The sequence below is a fragment of the Psychrobacter raelei genome (assembly GCF_022631235.3).
Lineage (GTDB): Bacteria > Pseudomonadota > Gammaproteobacteria > Pseudomonadales > Moraxellaceae > Psychrobacter > Psychrobacter raelei.
The window spans coordinates 839,114-858,113 of the sequence record NZ_CP093310.2; the positions used below are offsets into that span (position 1 = coordinate 839,114).

Below are 19,000 nucleotides of genomic sequence, written 5' to 3' on the forward strand. Positions count from 1 at the left end.
ACAAGAGTCACAATAAAATAAAAAGGACTTTATTATATGAAACAGTTTCCAATTAGCCCCGAATTCTCAGCTCAAGCCAACATTACTCCTGAAAAATACGCACAAATCTACCAAGAGTCAATTGAGTCTCCTGAAAGCAATGAAGCTTTTTGGGCGAAACGAGCAGAGCTAATTGATTGGATCAAAAAACCCACCAAAATCAAAGACGTCAATTACGACTTAGATAATTTTAGAATTAAGTGGTATGAAGATGGTGAGCTGAACGTTTCGGTGAACTGTCTCGATCGTCATCTGGCAGATAACCCTTACAAGCCGGCCATCATCTGGGAAGGCGACCACCCCGCACTACACAAAATCATCTCCTTTAAAGAGCTGCATTCAGAAGTATGCCGTCTGGGCAATGCCATGCGCAAAATGGGCGTGGGCAAAGGCGACAGAGTGGTATTGTATCTGCCAATGGTGCCAGAAGCTGTGGTGTCTATGCTGGCGTGTGCCCGTATTGGGGCGATTCATACTGTCGTATTTGGTGGCTTCTCAGCTGAAAGTTTGGCCAGTCGTATTATCGATAGCCAAGCCAAATTGGTCATCACAGCAGATGAAGGGGTGCGTGGTGGCAAATACACGCCGCTAAAAACCAATGTAGACAAAGCGCTCGATGTTGACGGCACAGAATGTGTGGAGCGAGTGGTTGTGGTACACCGTACCGGCAACTCAGTACCAATGAGTGGCCGCCGTGATGCTTGGTATCATACGCTCATTGATAACTCCAATGAAGACTGCCCACCTGAAACCATGAATGCTGAAGACCCACTGTTCTTACTGTACACCTCAGGGTCAACCGGTAAGCCTAAGGGCGTGGTACACACCACGGGTGGTTATTTGACCTATGCCTTATCGACCTTTCGAGATGTGTTCGATATCAAGCAAGATGATGTGTTCTGGTGTACGGCTGATGTGGGCTGGGTGACCGGTCACAGCTATGTCACTTATGGGCCGCTGGCCAATGGAACCACCACAGTGATGTTCGAGGGGGTACCGCAGTATCCGACTTGGGCGCGTATTGGTCAAATCATCGATAAGCATGATGTGAGCATCTTATATACCGCACCGACTGCCATTCGGGCCATGATGAAAGAGGGGGATGCTTATGTACGTGAGTCAAATCGTGAAAGCTTACGCCTATTAGGTACGGTGGGTGAGCCTATTAACCCTGAAGCTTGGGACTGGTATCACGCTGTGGTTGGTGAAGGACGTTGTCCTATCGTTGATACTTGGTGGCAGACTGAGACGGGCGGTATCTTGATGGCTCCGCTGCCAAACTCAGTGGACATGAAGCCAGGTGCTGCTATGAACCCTTTATATGGCATCAAGCCGGCTATTGTTGACTCAGAAGGCGTGCAACTAGAGGGCTGCTCGACTGCGGGTAACTTAATTATTACTGACGGCTGGCCGGGTCAAATGCGCACCATTTATGGCGATCATAAGCGCTTCTTAGAGACCTACTATACCACTTATCCTGGCAGCTATTTTACAGGTGATGGCGCAATGCGTGATGAGGAAGGTCATTACTGGATTACCGGCCGTGTCGATGACGTGCTGAATGTATCGGGCCACCGTATCGGTACCGCTGAGATTGAAAGCGCCTTGGTGTCGCACCCAGCTGCCGCTGAAACGGCCATTGTCGGAATGCCGCATGAGCTAAAAGGTCAAGGTATCTGTGCTTATATCATCTTAAGAAATGGGGAAGAAGATAACGAAAGATTGCGTAATGAGCTTAACCGCCATGTGCGTGCAGAAATTGGCCCGATTGCTAACTTAGATGCCATGTATATTGTTGAGGCGCTACCTAAGACCCGCTCGGGCAAAATCATGCGCCGCATCTTACGTAAGCTTGCCGCCGGTGAGTTCGATGGTCTAGGCGATACCTCAACGCTTGCAGATGCCAGCGTGGTTGATGACTTAATCAATACCGTTAAGGCCGCTCAAGCCTAATGTTTAGCGCCAATAGCCCATGGGCAAGGCACGGCTGTTTTTATTAAAAAAAGATACGAGTTTATTGACCAGTTTATTGATATACCACCGCTTAAGACATTAGGCGGTGGTTTTTTATTGGATTTAATAGGATGCTCTTTATATGGGCTAAAGCTTATTTTACTGGCCAAAGCTTAGTAGATTTGCCACAATGAACCGCGCTAAGACAGCACAGGGCTCCGCTTATCTTTTTATTTATCATCCTCTTTTTATTCTTATAATGGCTTATCTATGACTGCTAATACCTTTAATACCGAGACTGCACGCTCGCCGCTCGTTTGTGATGCACAGACACAGCCAGATCAAAAGGAGTCAGTGACTCGTATTGCCATTATTGGTGCTGGGTTGACAGGGCTGATGAGTGCGCAGCTGTTAGAGCAAGCATTTTTGCGGCAGGGCCGGGCTGTGACCATCGAACTATTCGAAAAATCTGCCGGGGTCGGGCGTCTGGCGACTCGTTACAAAAAGCCGCCGAGCGGGGGAGATAGGCTGTGGCAGTTCGACTTTGGGGCGCAGTTTTTTACCGCAAAATCAGAGGCATTTCAGCAGTATTTGCAGCCTTGGATTAATCGTAAGACCATTGAGCCTTGGCAGGCTAAGGTGGCTCAGGTGACTATAGTAGATGAGGGGTTGCCGCACAATCCAGTTAGTCATATTGAGCCTGCCAAAGTTTGGGCAGATAGCCAGCCGCGCTATATTGCCACTCCAAAGATGACCCATTTTGGCCGTGAGTTGGCCAAAGCTCTGACCCACACGGCTATCAAGTACAAGACTCGAGTTGCGCCTTTATCTAGTCAATCGATCATACAGACTGCACCAACCGCTACACATTCTGCACATACAGACACACTCACTGGTGACTATAAAACGCTATTGTGCGATGAGCAGGGTACCGTCTTAGGCAGCTATGATTGGGTTATTTGTACTGCGCCGCAAGCGCAAGCGGTTGAGCTATTTGCCGATACAGACTTTGCCCATTTGCAGGCCATTCAATTGCCTCAGATGCTGGCATGCTATAGCCTAATGCTCGGCTGGAATCAGGGGCAAGTATTACCGCAAATACTACAAGATAAAGACTCAGACATACTGCAAGTGAATGATAAACACGCTGTGATAGAGACTGTCTTTGCTGAGCACCATAAGCCTGGCCGAGAGCAGCTGCTGCCAAGTATAACCCTTCATGCCTCAAATAATTGGGCACAGGCCAATGTCGATCAAGATATTGAGCAAGTTAAAGCGCTCATGTATCAAGCTGCACGGCAGATACTAAGCTGGGATGAGGACAGTGCTCCGGAGTATGTGGACTGTCATCGTTGGCGCTATGCCGCTACGCAGCAGCCGTGTGTCAGTGACTATATCGCCTATGGAGATACAAAAAAACAGTGGATTGTCACTGGAGACTGGTGTGATGAGGGGCGTATCGAAAGCTGCTTTAAAGCGGCCAGTGCGGTGGTTAAGCTTATTACACATTAATTTTTTATATTAATTGGGCTTGCTAAAGCTTTTATGGCGTTGTTATAAACAAGGGGACAGATGCCTGATCTGTCCCCTTGTTGATGGGCATAATTTATGCAAACATAGCTTATTGGGCCTGGTTACGCCACTTAATTAAGTCTGCCACATCTTGCTGGATACCCGCTTTGAGAGCCTCTAGGCCATCATACTTACGTTCATCATGTAGGTGATGTAAAAATCTTACTTGCAATGTTTTGCCATATAAATCACCTGAGAACTTAGGGAAGAATACCTCTAAGCGCCACTCGTGAGGCTTATCAACTGTAGGGCGAATACCGATATTTGCTGTGCCAAATAGGCTGTGTGGACGTAGGCCAGATATACCTAACTGCTCAGGCTGCGCTAAGTGGGCAAACGCGTTTTTTATCACTGCGCCTTGCTCATCTAAAACCACCACATCCACCCCATAGACACCGTGCAGCGCAGGTCGTACGCGATTGAGCTCAATATTGGCGGTCGGAAAGTCTAAGGTGCGGCCGATTTTATCACCGCCCACCACCTCACCTGTAATGCTGTAATCTCTATTTAACAAATGATTGGCCATGCGCAAGTCACCTGCCAATAAGAGCTCACGAATTCTAGTAGAGCTGATACGATTGTCACTTAAGTCATCTGCCACACCAGATGCGATGGCTTGGGTATCGGTAATGGTATGCAAGTTAGTTACAGGTAAGCCGTAACTGCGTAAAAAGGCACTGTCACCGGTGCGGTCATGACCAAACCTAAAGTCGTCGCCGAGCACCAAGGCCTGCACATTTAAATACTGGGTCAGCATGTCAGCAAACTCAGTGGCCGATAACGAGCGAAAAGCCTCATCAAACTTAGCCACCACCACGGTATCAATACCAAAGTCTTTGAGCAGTGTTAGCTTCTCATCTTGAGAGGTAAGGCGGGCAGGCGCTGACTCAGGATCGCCTTTTAATTGGGCAAAATACTCTCTAGGCTGCGGTTCAAAAATCATCACCATTGACGATAATTGCTGCTGTTTGGCAGTGTCTTGCAACTGCTTTAGCATGGCTTGATGACCCAGATGAACACCATCAAAATTACCAATGGTTAGAACACTAGCTGAGGCTAGGGCGGGGTCGCTTTTGGTGCCATGTATGGTGGCCAAGTCTAAAAAAATTGTTTTCATAAAGCCTTATCGATAAACACAATGATAGATGCAAGTTACTGGTGCAGCATTTAAGGGCTGAGCAGTAGGTAGCAAATAGTGAAATAGTAATATAGGGCTACTAATTTTGAGGTAATAAGTGCCCATTATAATGTAAAATTAACGTCTCTGAGGCTCAAAATGAGTCTTGGGTGATTATTGTGAGAATTACTCTATGTCCAATAAGCATGCCTCTGACTGCCAAGCCCACTTTACATCTGACGGCAACCTTAATGCCAGCAACCTCAATGACAAAAATGGTTATCAGCTTGATGGCCAAAACCAACCCTTTGTTATTAAACTGGCGACTGCAGCCGACTTGCCAGCCATTGTGGAGATTTACAATCAAAGTATCACAACCAAAGCCTCAACTGCCGATCTTCATTCAGTCACTGTGGCCGATAGACAGCCTTGGTTCGATGAGCACTATCAGCATCCCACTCGTCCCATTTATGTGCTAAAAAACCAGGAAGATGACGTCATGGCTTGGGGCAGCTTTAGTGATGTCAAAAGTCGCAGTGCCTATGACATCAGTAGTGAAATCAGTATTTATGTGGGCCAACAGTTTCATCGTCGCCGATTAGGCAGCTTGCTGTTAACTTGGATGATGCAGGAAGCACCAAGCTTGGGTATCCAAAATATCCTAGCATTAATATTTGGTCATAATCAGCCCAGTATCGCTTTGTTTAATAAGTTTGGCTTTGAGCCTTGGGGCCGCCTGCCGAGCGTCTGTGACATGCAAGGTTTTTATGCAGATATCGTTATTTTGGGCAAGCGCTTATAACCTAGCCATAAATTAGGACAAATATAAAGCTTAGCATTAAGCACCTGGCCCTAATACCTTTTGTTTGCTAGGCGCAATGCTTTTGGCCACCTTGCCAATCGTTAAGCCCTGAACTAAGATTGAGAAAATCACAATGGCGTAGGTGAGGGCAAGCAGCACATCACGTTCAGGGCTTGATGGCAGCTGCAGCACTAAGGCCACTGAAATCCCCCCACGCAGACCGCCCCAAGTCAGTACTTTCCAAGCACCAGTGGGCAAATCCAGCTGCTTTCTAAAGGTTTTTGTGGTCAAACCCACCACGATATAACGCGCCAATAAGGCAATCACAATGGCCAAAGCTGCGGCCATGAATAAATTACCTGAGTAGGCAATCACCACCACTTCTAGGCCAATGAGCACAAATAAAATGGCATTTAGAATCTCATCGACCAGCTCCCAAAACAGATCCACATAATGGCGGGTCTGGTCACTCATGGCATAGGCGCGGCCCTTGTTACCGATCATCAGACCCATCATTACCATGGCCAGTGGGCCCGATAGGTGATAGTGACTGGCCAGCGCATACCCACCCAGTACCCCAGCCAAGGTGATCAGCACCTCCTCTTGATAGCTATTGATACTTTTGAGCAGATAGTACAAGATTGCCCCCAATATCAGGCCAAATAAAATACCGCCGCCAGCCTCTACCGCTAAAGAGTGCAGTATGTATCCGGTAGTGGGAATGTCGCCACTGTTTAAAATACCCAGTAGCAGCACAAAAATAACTACCCCAACACCATCATTAAATAGCGACTCGCCGGCAATCACCGTCTCTAAGCTCTTTGGAGCGCCAGCTGAGGCTAGGATACCCATAACCGCAATGGGATCTGTAGGGGAGATAAGCGCACCAAATAACAAGCACCAAATAAAGCTTAATTCAAAGCCAAATAGGGGCAGCGTAAAATAGACTGCCGCTGCGATCAGCAGCGAGGACACCAACGTGCCAAATAAAGCCAAAATAGCAATGGGCAGCTTATAAGTACGTAAGTCTCCTAGATTAATATGTAGCGCCCCAGCGAATAGCAGCATAGACAGCATACCATCGAGCAAAACCTCGGTAAAATCCAACTCAGCAAGCAGCCCTTTTTCATAATCAATAAGCTTATCAAAGCCCAATAGACCCAAAAAAATGGCAAAAATAGACAATACTAAAGAGATAGCCATGACACCAATACTGGTAGGCAAGCCGATAAAGCGTTTATTGAGGTAGGCCAATAAAGCCGTCAGGCTCAAAAAAACCGCACTGATTTCTAACAAACTTAAGTCGGTGGCATGTTGCATAAATCTAAGCCTAATTGGTGGCGTAATGGGTCATATTATGGGTACGGATAACAAGGTTTAAAGCAATCTTGCCTATCTTATAATCCTATAAAAAAAGCTACTTGTTAGGGTTATCATCTTCGGTGATGATCGGCGCATCCTTATCATGTGAGAACAAACCCAGTAGGCCTGTCTTTTTATGCTCTTGTTTGGCAGTCTCGGTATGCTTAGAGTGCTGAGCTGAGTTAACCGTGCCTTTGGCAGCGGCAGCCTTGATATCCGCATCCGGGGGATTGGTTGCCTCTTTACTGTCACTATCGGGCAGCACATCGGCATTAGGGTCAAAGGGCTGCGCATCAAATTTGCCATCTGCTGCTGCGTTCTGTCTGCCACCTTCGGCTGTGGTGGATTGGTTTGTAGTACGCTTAGCATCAGCATCTTGCGCAGAGAATACGGAGTGAGATACCTCTACTTTTTCACGGGGTAGGCTGTGCGCAAATATTTTTGCTAAAGGAATATCCAGCTCTTGTCTGGCATGCTTCTCAGTTTGGACAAAGCGTTGCACCAGTAAGCTTAACCACGGAGTGCGTGCATTGGCACAGACCTCATCGAGCTCATCTTTAATGGGCAGCGGATAGGGCAAAGTACGATAAAAGTCCCATAAGGTTATGTTATCTAAATCTTTTTTGAGTACATAATTACCCTCGTCAGTCTCAGTGATTAAGTGAGCATCTTTGAGGTAATTGAGATAAGTGAACCATTTTGGCAGCTCCTTACGTCCCAACACACTGCGCAAATCCTCCTCAGAGGTATCCTTGCCTTGCTGGTAGCGGTCGTGTACTAAGTTGAGCATGTCTAGTAAGCTTAATAATGGATGACGCGGATAGACTTCGCTGGTGGCAAAAATAGTGAGCGTATAGCTAATCTCAACACCCAATAGGATCAAGTTCCAAGACAAGTAAATCCATAATAAGAAAATAGGCAAGGCAGCAAAGGCACCGTAGATTGCCTCATAGCTGGTAAAATTGCTCATGATGATACCAAATGAGTATTTTAATAACTCAAAGGTAACCGCCACAAATACCCCTGCAGTCGCTGCATTTTTTAGCGGCACTTTAGCTTTTGGGATAAACCAATACATACCGATAAAACCAGCAATGGTGACAGCAAAAGATACCACTTGCACCCAAAATCCCCAGTCGATACCATAACCGGCAACTTGCTGGTTCAAAAAACTTAAGCTTTGCACGGCACTTGAGACCAAAAAGGCGGTGCCTAATACCAAAGGACCTAGGGTAATGATGGTCCAATAACGTAAAATACTCTTAATACCTCCTGAGCGATCCTCTACCCGCCAAATCTGGTTAAATGCCCGCTCAATGGTGGTGAGGGTCATGATGGTGGTCACAAATAAAGCAAGTGCACCAATGGCAGTTAAATTGCTCGATTTCTCGGCAAAGTTATTAATATATTCAGAAACCTGTAGCCCAGATTGAGGCAGCAAGTTACTGTAGATAATGTTTGAAATCTGCTCACGTACTGACTCTAAAGCCGGCACAGAAGACAAAATCATCAACAAAACCGTTAAAATAGGTACAATGGATAATAAAGTGGTATAGGTCAAAGAAGCCGCTTTTTGCTGACCATCATCTTTTATAAAGTTACCAATCAAAAAGCGCAGGAAGTTAAACCAAGTATGGTCATAAAAAGGCAGTTTTTTTAACAGTTTTTCCATATTAGTGTCAGTGTCAGTCAGTTAAGAGGGCAAAGTTAATAAAAATATCGAATTATCAGTCTGGTGTAGTAAAAATTGTGGCTAGTTTAACAAAAATTGATAACCAGATTGTGAAGATTGTTTGTTTCTTAATGATATGATAATGGTAAGCAGATGACGAGCGCTTAGCGGTTGTGTGCAGATTTGGTATAGATAAAGCAATCTGTCGCCCGATGCTTGCCTGCAGATTTAGTTTTATACAATAATTAATTCATCGGATGTAATGTGATATGACAAACCCAGTAGCCCCCATGCAGTCTACGGATACCCCTTATGTGCTTGTGCTTTATTATTCTCAGCATGGCACCACCAAAGCGTTGGCCTATGCCATTGCTCAAGGGATTGAAGATGCGGGTATGACCGCGCGTATACGCACTGTGCCGACAGTCGCGGCAGAGACTGTGGTCGCCAAGCCTGCCATTCCCGATGAAGGCGATTTATACTGCACGCTATCTGACTTAAAGAACTGTTCAGGCTTAGCGTTAGGCAGCCCCACTCATTTTGGTAATATGGCAGGTGCGATGAAGCACTTCTGGGACAGCACAGTGACCTTATGGCTGGCAGGTAACCTACAGAACAAACCCGCTTGCGTGTTTACCAGTACCGGCTCCATGCATGGTGGGCAAGAGACGACTTTATTGACCATGATGATGCCGCTGCTGCATCATGGCATGATGGTATTGGGGCTACCTTATTCTAATCCGGAGCTGGGACGCACCAATCGTGGCGGCACCCCTTATGGCGCTAGTCATGTTAGCGGTAGTGCCCATGATCAGCCGGTCACCAAAGATGAGCGCACTTTGGCTATCGCTCAAGGAAAACGTTTGGCTCAAGCGACCAAAGCCCTGATCAACGCCACGTGGTCATAAATTATGGCGAATAAAAAAACGTTGGATAGAGCCTCAGCTGAGAACGTAGTGGCGATTGCCAACCTACAAGCCAAGCTGCGCATAATTTGGTTGGTTTGGCTTATCTATAGGTCTCTTGGATTACCTGTTTTGCTTGGGCTATTATTGCCGGCTCATCCTGATATCATCGGCGGTATCGCCTGGCAGATTTTATGGCTGATACCCGCCTTGATTGTTACTCCTTGGATGCTTAAAGGCAAGTCGCCTTACGCACTATTGATGAGCAGTATGCTGACGTTGGTATATTTGGGTGCAAGCGGTGTGACCTTATTTTCAAGATTTTATGACAGTGGTATCAGTGTGGCCTGGGTATATGGCCTAGATGTGCTATTGCTGCTCGCTATTAATATGGGTTTATTTAAGCTGTTAAAGCGGCTGCCCTCTATGAATGGCTAGAGATTTTCAAACAGAGACAACAATCCCCCGCCATGAGCTGACGGGGGATTGTTGTATTATCTATTGTTAGCAATATGTTGTCGCTATTAACGCACCTTGGTTAATTCCATTTCCATTTTTTTACCGTCATCGCTTTGGACGACTTTGACAGGAAGATAATCTAAGCTTGGGGCTAGCCAGAAGCTGGTGGAGCGACTCTTGTCATCATGAATACGATCGACACGTACCGTATCAAAGGTACCTGCAGGCACGGTTATCTTGGTATTGCCCGCCTTTTTAAACGGGGTTTTTTCAACCTTATCTTTTTTGACCATATAGTAGTTGCCAGTGAATTTGCCCGTTAAGAGATCTTGTCTGATTTGAGCCTCTAAGCTTAAGTCATCAAAAGCTCTATTGGGCGCAGAAAGATTGTAAGACTTGCCACGGTAAGTACTAACGACCTTTTTGCCTGAGTCACTAAAAGCAACCTTGTGGGTACGTCCCACACCAAATAACTTATAAGTAGTACTGGCGCTGGTTGGGATAATGCTGTTACCACTTAAAATAAAGCTACTATTTTGATTGGCTGATGCCACACCTGCCACTTTGGCACTCATTTTATAGTTCCAGTTGTTACCTGATTTGGTGAGGCTGCGAGTGGCAGTACCTTTGTATTTACCTTCAGCAGTGAAGTTGTAATCTGCTGTAGTAGGGGTTAAGGTGCTTGCCGCCATAGACACAGTAGATGCTACCGCAGTGGCAGTTGCTAGACCTAAAGTAGTGGCTAATTTTTTGGTATTGATATTTTTTAATGTGTTAAGCATTGTTGGTGCCCTTATTTTTTTGATGATATTTAACGCTATGTCTATGCTGCGTACTATACCTTATATATGGTCATACCTTGTTACATTTCCAAGGGCAGTATTGAAGGTGTTTTGTTAGCAATCCTTTCTAAGAGTTAGGCGCTGATTACCCACAGTAATGTATGTCTGGCACAATTGGGACTGTACTTGCCATAAAAAAAGACAGCCTAAGCTGTCTTTTTTATGTTTAAACCACTGTTTATATGGGCCCTGTGCCAGACAGATTGTCTGTGCAAGATAGCGTTAGTGACCACCACCATTAATAGTGCGCACCATCTCCTCTACCATCTTCTTAGCATCACCAAAGATCATCATGGTTTTGTCTAAATAGAACAGCGGGTTATCAAGGCCGGCATAGCCTGTGCTCATTGAGCGTTTGATAACCATCACTGTTTGTGCTTTGGATGCCTCCAAAATTGGCATACCAAAAATAGGTGAGCTAGGATCATCTTTGGCAGAAGGGTTGACCACATCGTTTGCCCCAATCACCAATACCACATCGGTACTTGGAAAATCTGAGTTGATTTCATCCATCTCCAAGATATCGTCATAAGGCACATCGGCTTCAGCAAGCAGTACGTTCATATGACCTGGCATACGACCTGCCACAGGGTGAATAGCGAAGCGAACATTTACGCCTTGCTCTTTTAAGACTTCATATAACTCTTTTACAGCGTTTTGCGCACGGCCTTGCGCCATGCCGTAGCCAGGTACGATGATAACATCACTGGCATTACTCATTAAGAAGCCGGCATCTTCAGCAGAGCCTGACTTATAAGTTTTTGGTGCACCGTCATCACTACCGGTTGCCGCTGCTGCTGTGCCCATGCCACCAAACAAGACGTTAAGCAGTGAGCGGTTCATGGCTTTACACATGATATAAGATAAAATAGCACCTGATGAGCCCACCAGTGAGCCGGCAATAATAAGCATTGAGTTACCTAAGGTAAAACCAATACCGGCTGCTGCCCAACCTGAGAATGAGTTTAACAGTGAGACCACAACCGGCATATCACCGCCACCAATAGGGGCAATCCACATCCAACCAAAGATCACTGCAAAAAAAGTCATGGCGTAGAAGGCCGGCATAGAGTCCGTAACAAAATACAGGCCGCCGCAACCAATCATGGCCACAAATAAGATAAGCTGAACTGGTTTGACCCAGCCACCGGTCAAAGTTTTTGCCCATTTTTTAGCGGCAAGCTTACCAAAGGCGAAGACAGAGGCTGAGAAAGTAATGGCACCAATAAAGCAGCCGATAAATAGCTCGATACGGGCGATGGTGCTGTGATCATGAGTACTATTTAATACCGTCGCTAAGGCAATAGCCACTGCTGCCAAACCCACAAAGGAGTGCATCAAGGCTACCGTCTCTGGCATCTGAGTCATGGCCACAGTTTTGGCTTTCCACATCCCCACCAAAGCGCCTAATACCATGGCACCGATGATTAACCACAGTACCGGGCCATCAGCTAAGAAGAAGGTGGTGATCACAGCGATGGCCATGGCCACCATACCTAAACGGTTACCACGAATAGCGGTCTTAGGGCTTGATAGGCCACGTAAGGTTAGCACAAATAAGATGGCGCCTACTAAATAGAACCAATCGGCATGGGCTGCAATCCAATTCATTTGGGTTAAGTCAGTTGGATTCATGCATCACCTCCTTTTGGCTCAGTGTTGATGGTTTTTTTAGCTTTTGGTTTAAACATAGCAAGCATACGCTCAGTCACCGCGAAGCCGCCAAAGATATTGATACTGGCTAAAAATACCGCAAAAGCGCCCAAAATACTGGTCATAGACAGTGCGCTGCCATCGATATGGATGGTCTGCAGCATGGCGCCAACGATAACGATACTGGATAAGGCATTGGTCACGGCCATCAGCGGTGTATGTAGGGCAGGGGTAACTCCCCAAACCACGTAATAACCCACAAAGATAGCCAGAACAAAAATTGTAAATATGGCCACAAACGGAGTACCCCCTGTCACGGCTACCCCCAGTGGTGCGGTTGCTAATAACGTAGCAAGCATAATCTTCTCCTAATGTCTTTCTAAAGTTTTTCGTATAGTGTGCTTGATTATTTTTCACAAGTGAGTGGCGAGTCATCGCAATCCTTGCAGACTTATAGGACCACTATCTACGTTGTAAAAGCACCTCACCGTTATGGGTCACTGCTAATGCCCCTTGAATTTCATCTTCAAGATTAATAGTCAGTGCATTGTCATTTTCTTTGTCAAATAAGGTGGCAATAAAATTCACCAAGTTGTTTGCGTACAAGTCCGATGATTGCGCCGCAAGTGTGGCGGGAATATTGGCGGCACCAATAATGCGCACGCCGTTTTCTGTAACCACAGTTTCGCCTGATACCGTACCCTCCACGTTACCGCCTGAGCTTGCTGCCATATCAATTAATACGGAGCCAGCTTTCATCTTATCCAGCGTAGTCTTATGCACCAGACGCGGGGCATTACGGCCAGGAATTTGCGCCGTTGTGATAATAATGTCCGCATTTGATACCGCTTTATCGACCACAGCCGCTTGATCTTTCATGTACTGCTCAGAGGGTGTCCAAGCATAGCCACCGGTTGATTTGGCCTTTTGTTTTTCTTCTTCACTCATCGGGACATCAAGCCACTTACCGCCCAAGGACTCGACCTGCTCTTTGGCAGCAGGGCGTAGGTCACTGGCTTCTACCACAGCGCCCAAGCGTTTAGCCGTAGCGATGGCTTGAAGGCCTGCCACACCCACACCTAAAATAACCACTTTGGCAGGTTTTACGGTACCAGCAGAGGTCATAAACATAGGGAAGGGACGCGCGTATTCATTGGCTGCCATAAGCACAGCTTTATAGCCGGCAAGGTTGGCTTGTGAGGAGAGTACATCCATGTTTTGAGCACGAGATAAGGTACGTGGTAATAATTCCATAGCAAAAGCGGTAGTGCCTTGCTTGGCATAGTTATCGAGTTGGTCATTGCGGTAGGGGTCAAGCATACCCATCACAATACTGCCTGATGACAGCTGAGATATTTGCTCGCCAGTTAGGTTTTGCACCACACAAATAATATGAGATTGCGACAGCACTTCAGATTCGCTAGCGACACGGGCTCCGGCGTTGGTATATGCGGTGTCATCGTAATAGGCATGCTGGCCGGCACCCGACTCAATCATCACCTCGTGGCCCAGTTTGGTAAGCTTTTTTACCGCATCTGGCGTAATGGCAACACGACCTTCAAATGCCTGCTTGGCTTGTATTGTGCCTATTATCATATTCGCTCCTAGCTTATGTGATTGATCTAAACCTTCCGCTTGTCTAAGTCGGTTCTTTGATCGCAATGGGGTTGGCGGTCAAAAACCTCTGGTTGTGTTAACTACAACCAAGGGTTATCAATTTAATAAATGGTTATTCAAATACCATCATCGATATTTATTATAAGAATATAAATTAAAAAAAATCATCGTAGAAACATGACCAACCAGTTAAATTTATTAACAAACTTTAATTTATATAGTATTGACAACACAGCTTTATATATAACTAAGTTTTATCTATAACCGTGTAAAAAGCAGGCAAGGTTGACTGCAAAATATAGGCGCTCAAAGGCAAGATGGCAGATGAAAAGTGGGTGTATGAAGACAATTATAGGCAGTGGCTATCTGTCACTGTGCCACAAGTTATGATAGGCTTAGCCTGCTTGCGCTTATCGTAGCAGCGCAAAAGATGACTTATGTTTAATAACAATCAAAAATATCAGTTAAAGCATGTGGTTTAACCGCACAAGGCTAAGGATAAAGTTATGTATTTTATATTGTCTCCTGCTAAGAGCTTAAATGAAAAAGATGCAGTGTCGGTGAAAGTCGGTAATTACTATAGTCAGCCTGAGCTAATTGAAGATGCTCAAGCATTGATGAAAATCTTGAAATCAAAGGAGCCAATAGATTTACAAGCGCTTATGAGTATCTCTGATGATTTGGCACAGCTTAATGCACAGCGCAATCAAGACTGGGCGTGGAGCGAGGACAAACCGTTTACTGAAGACAATGCCAAACCAGCCGGCTACCTGTTTGATGGTGATGTCTATACCGGTCTTGATATGTATAGTGCGGATAAACAAACCGTTGTGTATTTAAATGAGCACCTAGGTATTTTGTCAGGGTTATATGGCGTTTTAAAGCCACTGGATATGATTCAGCCTTACCGTTTGGAGATGGGCACCAAGCTTAAAAATAAGCAAGGCGATAACTTATATGAGTTTTGGGGCGAGCATATTACGGATGTGATCAATCAGCGTATGAAAGACACAAGTGAGCAGGGCGAAGATAATATCCTAATTAACCTTGCCTCAAACGAATACTTTAAAGCGGTGAAGAAAAAATCACTGGATGCGGCTATCATCACCCCCCGTTTTGAAGATGAGAAAAATGGCAAATACAAAGTGATTAGCTTTTATGCCAAAAAAGCACGCGGTCTGATGGTGAGATATGCAGCTGATAATAAAATTACCAAGGCGGAAGACTTAAAGCAGTTTGATTTGGCCGGCTACTATTATGTAGATGAGCTGTCTGATGATAAAACGTGGGTGTTTAGACGCGATGAGGCCAGTCAGTAATTCGAAATGATTTTTAAAGTCAACGAATTAAAGTAAATAAGCCAATAAAAAACCCCGATAAGCGATTGCCTATCGGGGTTTATTTACTACTGGATTTTGCTTACCTAAACGATATTAAGCAAATAGTAGGGTAGCTCTAAAACAGTATAAACGATCTTTTATGGACTAAACTAAATGGCAACGTACAGTGCAGGATATAAAGTAAAGATTGTACATCAAGTACATCGAGCTTTATGGGCAATACTGTACGCAGCCATTTTGCTCATGAAAGTTACATCATGCCGCCCATACCACCCATGCCGCCCATACCAGCGCCGCCCATGCCTGCCATTGGGTCATCACTTTGTGGCTTATCAGTGATCATCGCTTCAGTGGTCAGCATTAAGCCGGCTACTGAGGCAGCATGCTCTAGTGCTGAGCGAGATACTTTAGCAGGATCAAGGATACCCATCTCTAACATATCGCCATAGACGCCAGTTGCTGCGTTGTAACCATAGTTACCAGAACCGTTTTTCACTTCGTTAACCACAACAGACGCTTCATCACCTGCGTTGGTTACGATTTGACGTAGAGGGGCTTCCATCGCACGGCGTAGAATATTGATACCTGCGTTTTGATCTTCGTTGTCACCTTTTAGGTCAGCAAGTGCATTTAGTGCACGTACTAGAGCCACACCACCGCCAGGTACCACGCCTTCTTCTACCGCAGCACGAGTTGCGTGTAGCGCATCGTCAACACGGTCTTTCTTCTCTTTCATAGCTGTTTCAGTAGCAGCACCTACTTTAATCACAGCAACGCCGCCTGAAAGCTTAGCCACACGTTCTTGTAGTTTTTCTTTGTCGTAATCAGAAGTTGACTCTTCGATTTGACGGTTGATTGACTCAACGCGCGCTTCGATATCAGCTTTGTTGCCAGCGCCATCAACGATAACCGTGTTTTCTTTACCAACGGTTACTTTCTTAGCGGTACCTAGTTGCTCGATGGTTGCTGTTTCAAGGCTCATGCCCACTTCTTCAGAAATCACCGTACCACCAGTTAAGATAGCGATGTCTTGTAGCATGGCTTTACGACGATCGCCAAAACCTGGGGCTTTCACGGCACAAGTTTTTAGACCACCGCGCATGTTGTTCACAACTAAAGTAGCCAATGCTTCGTTTTCAACATCTTCAGCGATGATTAATAGTGGCTTGCTTTGCTGCATTACTTGCTCAAGTAATGGCACGATTTCACGGATATTGCTGATTTTTTTGTCAACAAGTAGGATGTATGGGTTTTCAAATTCAGCAGTTAGGCTGTCTTGCTTGTTTGCAAAGTATGGGCTGATGTAGCCACGGTCAAACTGCATGCCTTCAACCACTTCTAATGAGTCTTCAAAGCCTGACCCTTCCTCAACGGTGATAACGCCTTTTTTGCCCACTTTGTCCATGGCTTCAGCGATTAGCTCACCAATTTTGGTGTCAGAGTTAGCAGAGATAGAGCCCACTTGAGCAATGGCTTTAGAGTCATCAGCTGGGGTAGAGATGTTGTGGATCTCTTCAACCGCAGCAGCAACTGCTTTATCGATACCGCGCTTAAGATCCATTGGGTTCATGCCAGCAGCAACAGATTTCATGCCTTCAACAAGAATAGCTTGAGCCAATACAGTTGCAGTCGTGGTACCATCACCGGCCACATCATTGGTTTTGCTCGCCACTTCACGTACCAGCTGAGCACCCATGTTTTCAAATTTGTTTTCAAGTTCGATTTCTTTAGCAACAGAAACACCATCTTTAGTGATGGCAGGGGCGCCAAAAGATTTATCGATAACCACGTTACGGCCTTTAGGACCTAGGGTTACTTTTACAGCGTTTGCTAGAACGTTAACGCCGTCCATCATTTGTTTACGAGCGTCAATGCCAAATTTTACGTCTTTAGCCATGAGAATACTCTCCAATTATTTTAGTTAATGAGTGTTTGATTATAATAGTCTGGTAGAACGCGTAAGCTTAGCCAATCTGTTTTTGTAATATTGGATTGTCTATGCCATCTGTTTATCCCAAAAAAGAAGGTCAATAATCGTGTAGATTAACCTTCTAGTACGCCCAATACGTCAGACTCTTTCATGATTAATAATTCTTCGCCGTTAACTTTTACGGTTTGGCCGGCATATTGACCAAACAATACTTTATCGCCAACTTTTACGTCTAAAGCACGTACTTCACCGTTTTCACGGATTTGACCATTGCCCACAGCAAGGATTTCACCTTGTGATGGTTTTTCTTGAGCAGAACCTGGCAATAAGATACCGCCGGCCGTTTTTTGTTCTTCTTCCACACGGCGGACAACGATGCGGTCATGTAAAGGGCGAATATTCATTGTTCACTCCATTAAAAGTTCAATTAAGTTGATAAAAGTTTACCCATATCACTCATAAAAATATTGTTGTTTAACAGAATATCAAGGGTAACGATTGCATTCTGCTATGAGCTATGGGGTTGTCCTAAAAGTGGGGTTGATTGAGTATCTTTTCAACCTTAAAAAAGTAATTTTTTTTATTAACAAAGCTGACAAGTGAGGTATGCCTGTATAGACTAACGCCTACATGGATTATTAGGTTTTATGTTAACCTCGGTTATTTTAGGCAGTAATAGACTAAAAATCCGCTTTTAATCGGTCAAAAACGCGGTATTTGGGTGGGAGAGTGACTTATGAACATGCTTATTCGTTTTTTTATTTTATTGGCTTTATTAAAACAAGAGTCAAAGCAGCGGCCATCCGCTGACAGCGTCACCACCGCTCAAAAACCAAAACTCACACAAGCGGAGTTGTTCACGCCCGTTAGCCGAAGCTATCGCGTACTGCCGCATGATATGGGGTTTCGAGATCACCTGCCCAACTACCGCTATTTGTCTTTTGTTGAGCTCAATGTCACCGCTTGGCTGTACAACATCCTCAAAAAAAACGGTCTAGGCGGGCTGAGCATGGACTGGATTATCTCGATGCAAGAGATGGTATATCTCAAACAAATCAAGTTTTTGAGTAAAATGACGGTCACTAGTACTTTAGAGGGGTGGGATGAAAAATACGTTTATTTTCAGCACCACTTTTATGTCAAAAATACGTTGATGGCCGTTGGTCTCACCAAATTTGTGTTGATGAATAAAAAAGGCAAGCAGCTGCCCTCAAGTATTGGCATGCAAGGTGAGCATTTGACCGAAGTTATTAACACTTGGAATGCCAACCAAACTGCTATCAAGTCTCAGTAACAACCTATTTTGAAAAAACAGGCTATATACCAACTGGCAAATTTGTTACGATTGAGCTTATAAAATTGAGCTTATAAATAGGACGGGTGAGTCGTTCCTATGAGCTTTTTATATAAAAAACTGATGAATAAAATAAGGACAGCGTTATGGCGCCGCAAAAATTAAAATGGACTGACAGCCTCGATATCGCTATCGAGCTTGTTGAGAAGTTTCCAGATACCGACCCACAATATATTCGATTTACCGACTTGCACCGCTGGGTAACTGAGCTTGAAAACTTTGATGATGACCCTCAAAAGTCGAACGAAGGCATTCTTGAGGCCATTCAAATGAACTGGATTGATGAGGCAGACTAGCTAATTTTTATAAAGCTAAGTCTATTTAAAGTATTAAGGTTTGTCAGGCTCAGTCCTATAAACCATGTCCTATAAGCTGAGTCATAT

General features: G+C 45.1%; 17 protein-coding genes. 8 read left to right on the top strand and 9 right to left on the bottom strand.

Annotated features, from left to right (window positions below; all coding sequences use genetic code 11):
• Positions 1–36: 36 nt before the first annotated feature.
• Positions 37–1,992 carry an acetate--CoA ligase gene (gene acs / locus MN210_RS03585; RefSeq protein WP_338412565.1) on the top strand — a complete coding sequence of 652 codons (1,956 nt, stop codon included), beginning with the start codon at positions 37–39 and terminating at the stop codon, positions 1,990–1,992.
• Positions 1,993–2,262: 270 nt separating this feature from the next.
• Entirely contained in the window at positions 2,263–3,504 is a 1,242-nt protein-coding gene (locus MN210_RS03590; RefSeq protein WP_338412566.1) for an NAD(P)/FAD-dependent oxidoreductase, read from the top strand.
• A gap of 109 nt (positions 3,505–3,613) precedes the next feature.
• Here the strand turns inward: MN210_RS03590 and ribF are convergent, their stop codons facing one another.
• Positions 3,614–4,681 (bottom strand): riboflavin biosynthesis protein RibF, encoded by a 1,068-nt coding sequence (gene ribF, locus MN210_RS03595; protein ID WP_110816229.1) that lies wholly within the window; start codon positions 4,679–4,681, stop codon positions 3,614–3,616.
• A gap of 193 nt (positions 4,682–4,874) precedes the next feature.
• On the opposite strand from ribF, the gene MN210_RS03600 reads away from it, so the two are divergent.
• Positions 4,875–5,483, top strand: a complete 609-nt coding sequence (locus MN210_RS03600) for a GNAT family N-acetyltransferase (RefSeq protein ID WP_338412567.1) — start codon at positions 4,875–4,877, stop codon at positions 5,481–5,483.
• A gap of 36 nt (positions 5,484–5,519) precedes the next feature.
• Here the strand turns inward: MN210_RS03600 and MN210_RS03605 are convergent, their stop codons facing one another.
• Both MN210_RS03605 and MN210_RS03610 read right to left on the bottom strand, forming a co-directional pair.
• Positions 5,520–6,803 carry a cation:proton antiporter gene (locus MN210_RS03605; RefSeq protein ID WP_011959909.1) on the bottom strand — a complete coding sequence of 428 codons (1,284 nt, stop codon included), beginning with the start codon at positions 6,801–6,803 and terminating at the stop codon, positions 5,520–5,522.
• Between the two features lie 97 nt (positions 6,804–6,900).
• Entirely contained in the window at positions 6,901–8,517 is a 1,617-nt protein-coding gene (locus tag MN210_RS03610; RefSeq protein ID WP_338412568.1) for a YihY/virulence factor BrkB family protein, read from the bottom strand.
• Positions 8,518–8,786: 269 nt separating this feature from the next.
• Between MN210_RS03610 and wrbA the strand changes: the two genes are divergently transcribed.
• Positions 8,787–9,425: an NAD(P)H:quinone oxidoreductase gene (wrbA, locus tag MN210_RS03615; protein WP_155586513.1), complete on the top strand. Its 639-nt coding sequence runs from the start codon at positions 8,787–8,789 to the stop codon at positions 9,423–9,425.
• Positions 9,426–9,428: 3 nt separating this feature from the next.
• On the top strand, positions 9,429–9,860 hold the full coding sequence (locus MN210_RS03620) for a hypothetical protein (protein WP_155586512.1): 432 nt from the start codon (positions 9,429–9,431) through the stop codon (positions 9,858–9,860).
• Between the two features lie 86 nt (positions 9,861–9,946).
• Here MN210_RS03620 and MN210_RS03625 read toward each other — a convergent pair whose 3' ends face one another.
• The 4 genes from MN210_RS03625 to MN210_RS03640 all read right to left on the bottom strand — a co-directional run bounded on the left by MN210_RS03625 (position 9,947) and on the right by MN210_RS03640 (position 13,972).
• Positions 9,947–10,663 carry a DUF3108 domain-containing protein gene (locus MN210_RS03625; RefSeq protein WP_110816235.1) on the bottom strand — a complete coding sequence of 239 codons (717 nt, stop codon included), beginning with the start codon at positions 10,661–10,663 and terminating at the stop codon, positions 9,947–9,949.
• A gap of 282 nt (positions 10,664–10,945) precedes the next feature.
• Positions 10,946–12,334, bottom strand: a complete 1,389-nt coding sequence (locus tag MN210_RS03630) for an NAD(P)(+) transhydrogenase (Re/Si-specific) subunit beta (protein WP_110817291.1) — start codon at positions 12,332–12,334, stop codon at positions 10,946–10,948.
• Between the two features lie 20 nt (positions 12,335–12,354).
• A complete protein-coding gene (locus tag MN210_RS03635; protein ID WP_338412817.1) occupies positions 12,355–12,672 on the bottom strand; it encodes a proton-translocating transhydrogenase family protein in 318 nt (105 codons plus the stop codon).
• A gap of 166 nt (positions 12,673–12,838) precedes the next feature.
• Positions 12,839–13,972: a Re/Si-specific NAD(P)(+) transhydrogenase subunit alpha gene (locus MN210_RS03640; RefSeq protein WP_338412569.1), complete on the bottom strand. Its 1,134-nt coding sequence runs from the start codon at positions 13,970–13,972 to the stop codon at positions 12,839–12,841.
• A 527-nt stretch (positions 13,973–14,499) separates the two neighbouring features.
• Between MN210_RS03640 and yaaA the strand changes: the two genes are divergently transcribed.
• A complete protein-coding gene (gene yaaA / locus MN210_RS03645) occupies positions 14,500–15,312 on the top strand; it encodes a peroxide stress protein YaaA (RefSeq protein ID WP_338412570.1) in 813 nt (270 codons plus the stop codon).
• A 271-nt stretch (positions 15,313–15,583) separates the two neighbouring features.
• Here the strand turns inward: yaaA and groL are convergent, their stop codons facing one another.
• A complete protein-coding gene (gene groL / locus MN210_RS03650; RefSeq protein WP_011959918.1) occupies positions 15,584–17,230 on the bottom strand; it encodes a chaperonin GroEL in 1,647 nt (548 codons plus the stop codon).
• 146 nt (positions 17,231–17,376) lie between these two features.
• Positions 17,377–17,667, bottom strand: coding sequence for a co-chaperone GroES (locus tag MN210_RS03655; protein ID WP_011959919.1), 291 nt, complete (start codon positions 17,665–17,667; stop codon positions 17,377–17,379).
• 332 nt (positions 17,668–17,999) lie between these two features.
• Here MN210_RS03655 and MN210_RS03660 point away from each other — a divergent pair, with 332 nt between their 5' ends.
• On the top strand, positions 18,000–18,557 hold the full coding sequence (locus MN210_RS03660) for an acyl-CoA thioesterase (RefSeq protein WP_110816238.1): 558 nt from the start codon (positions 18,000–18,002) through the stop codon (positions 18,555–18,557).
• A 146-nt stretch (positions 18,558–18,703) separates the two neighbouring features.
• Complete coding sequence (gene iscX, locus MN210_RS03665) at positions 18,704–18,913, top strand: Fe-S cluster assembly protein IscX (RefSeq protein WP_011959921.1); 210 nt, start codon at positions 18,704–18,706, stop codon at positions 18,911–18,913.
• Positions 18,914–19,000 lie beyond the last annotated feature (87 nt).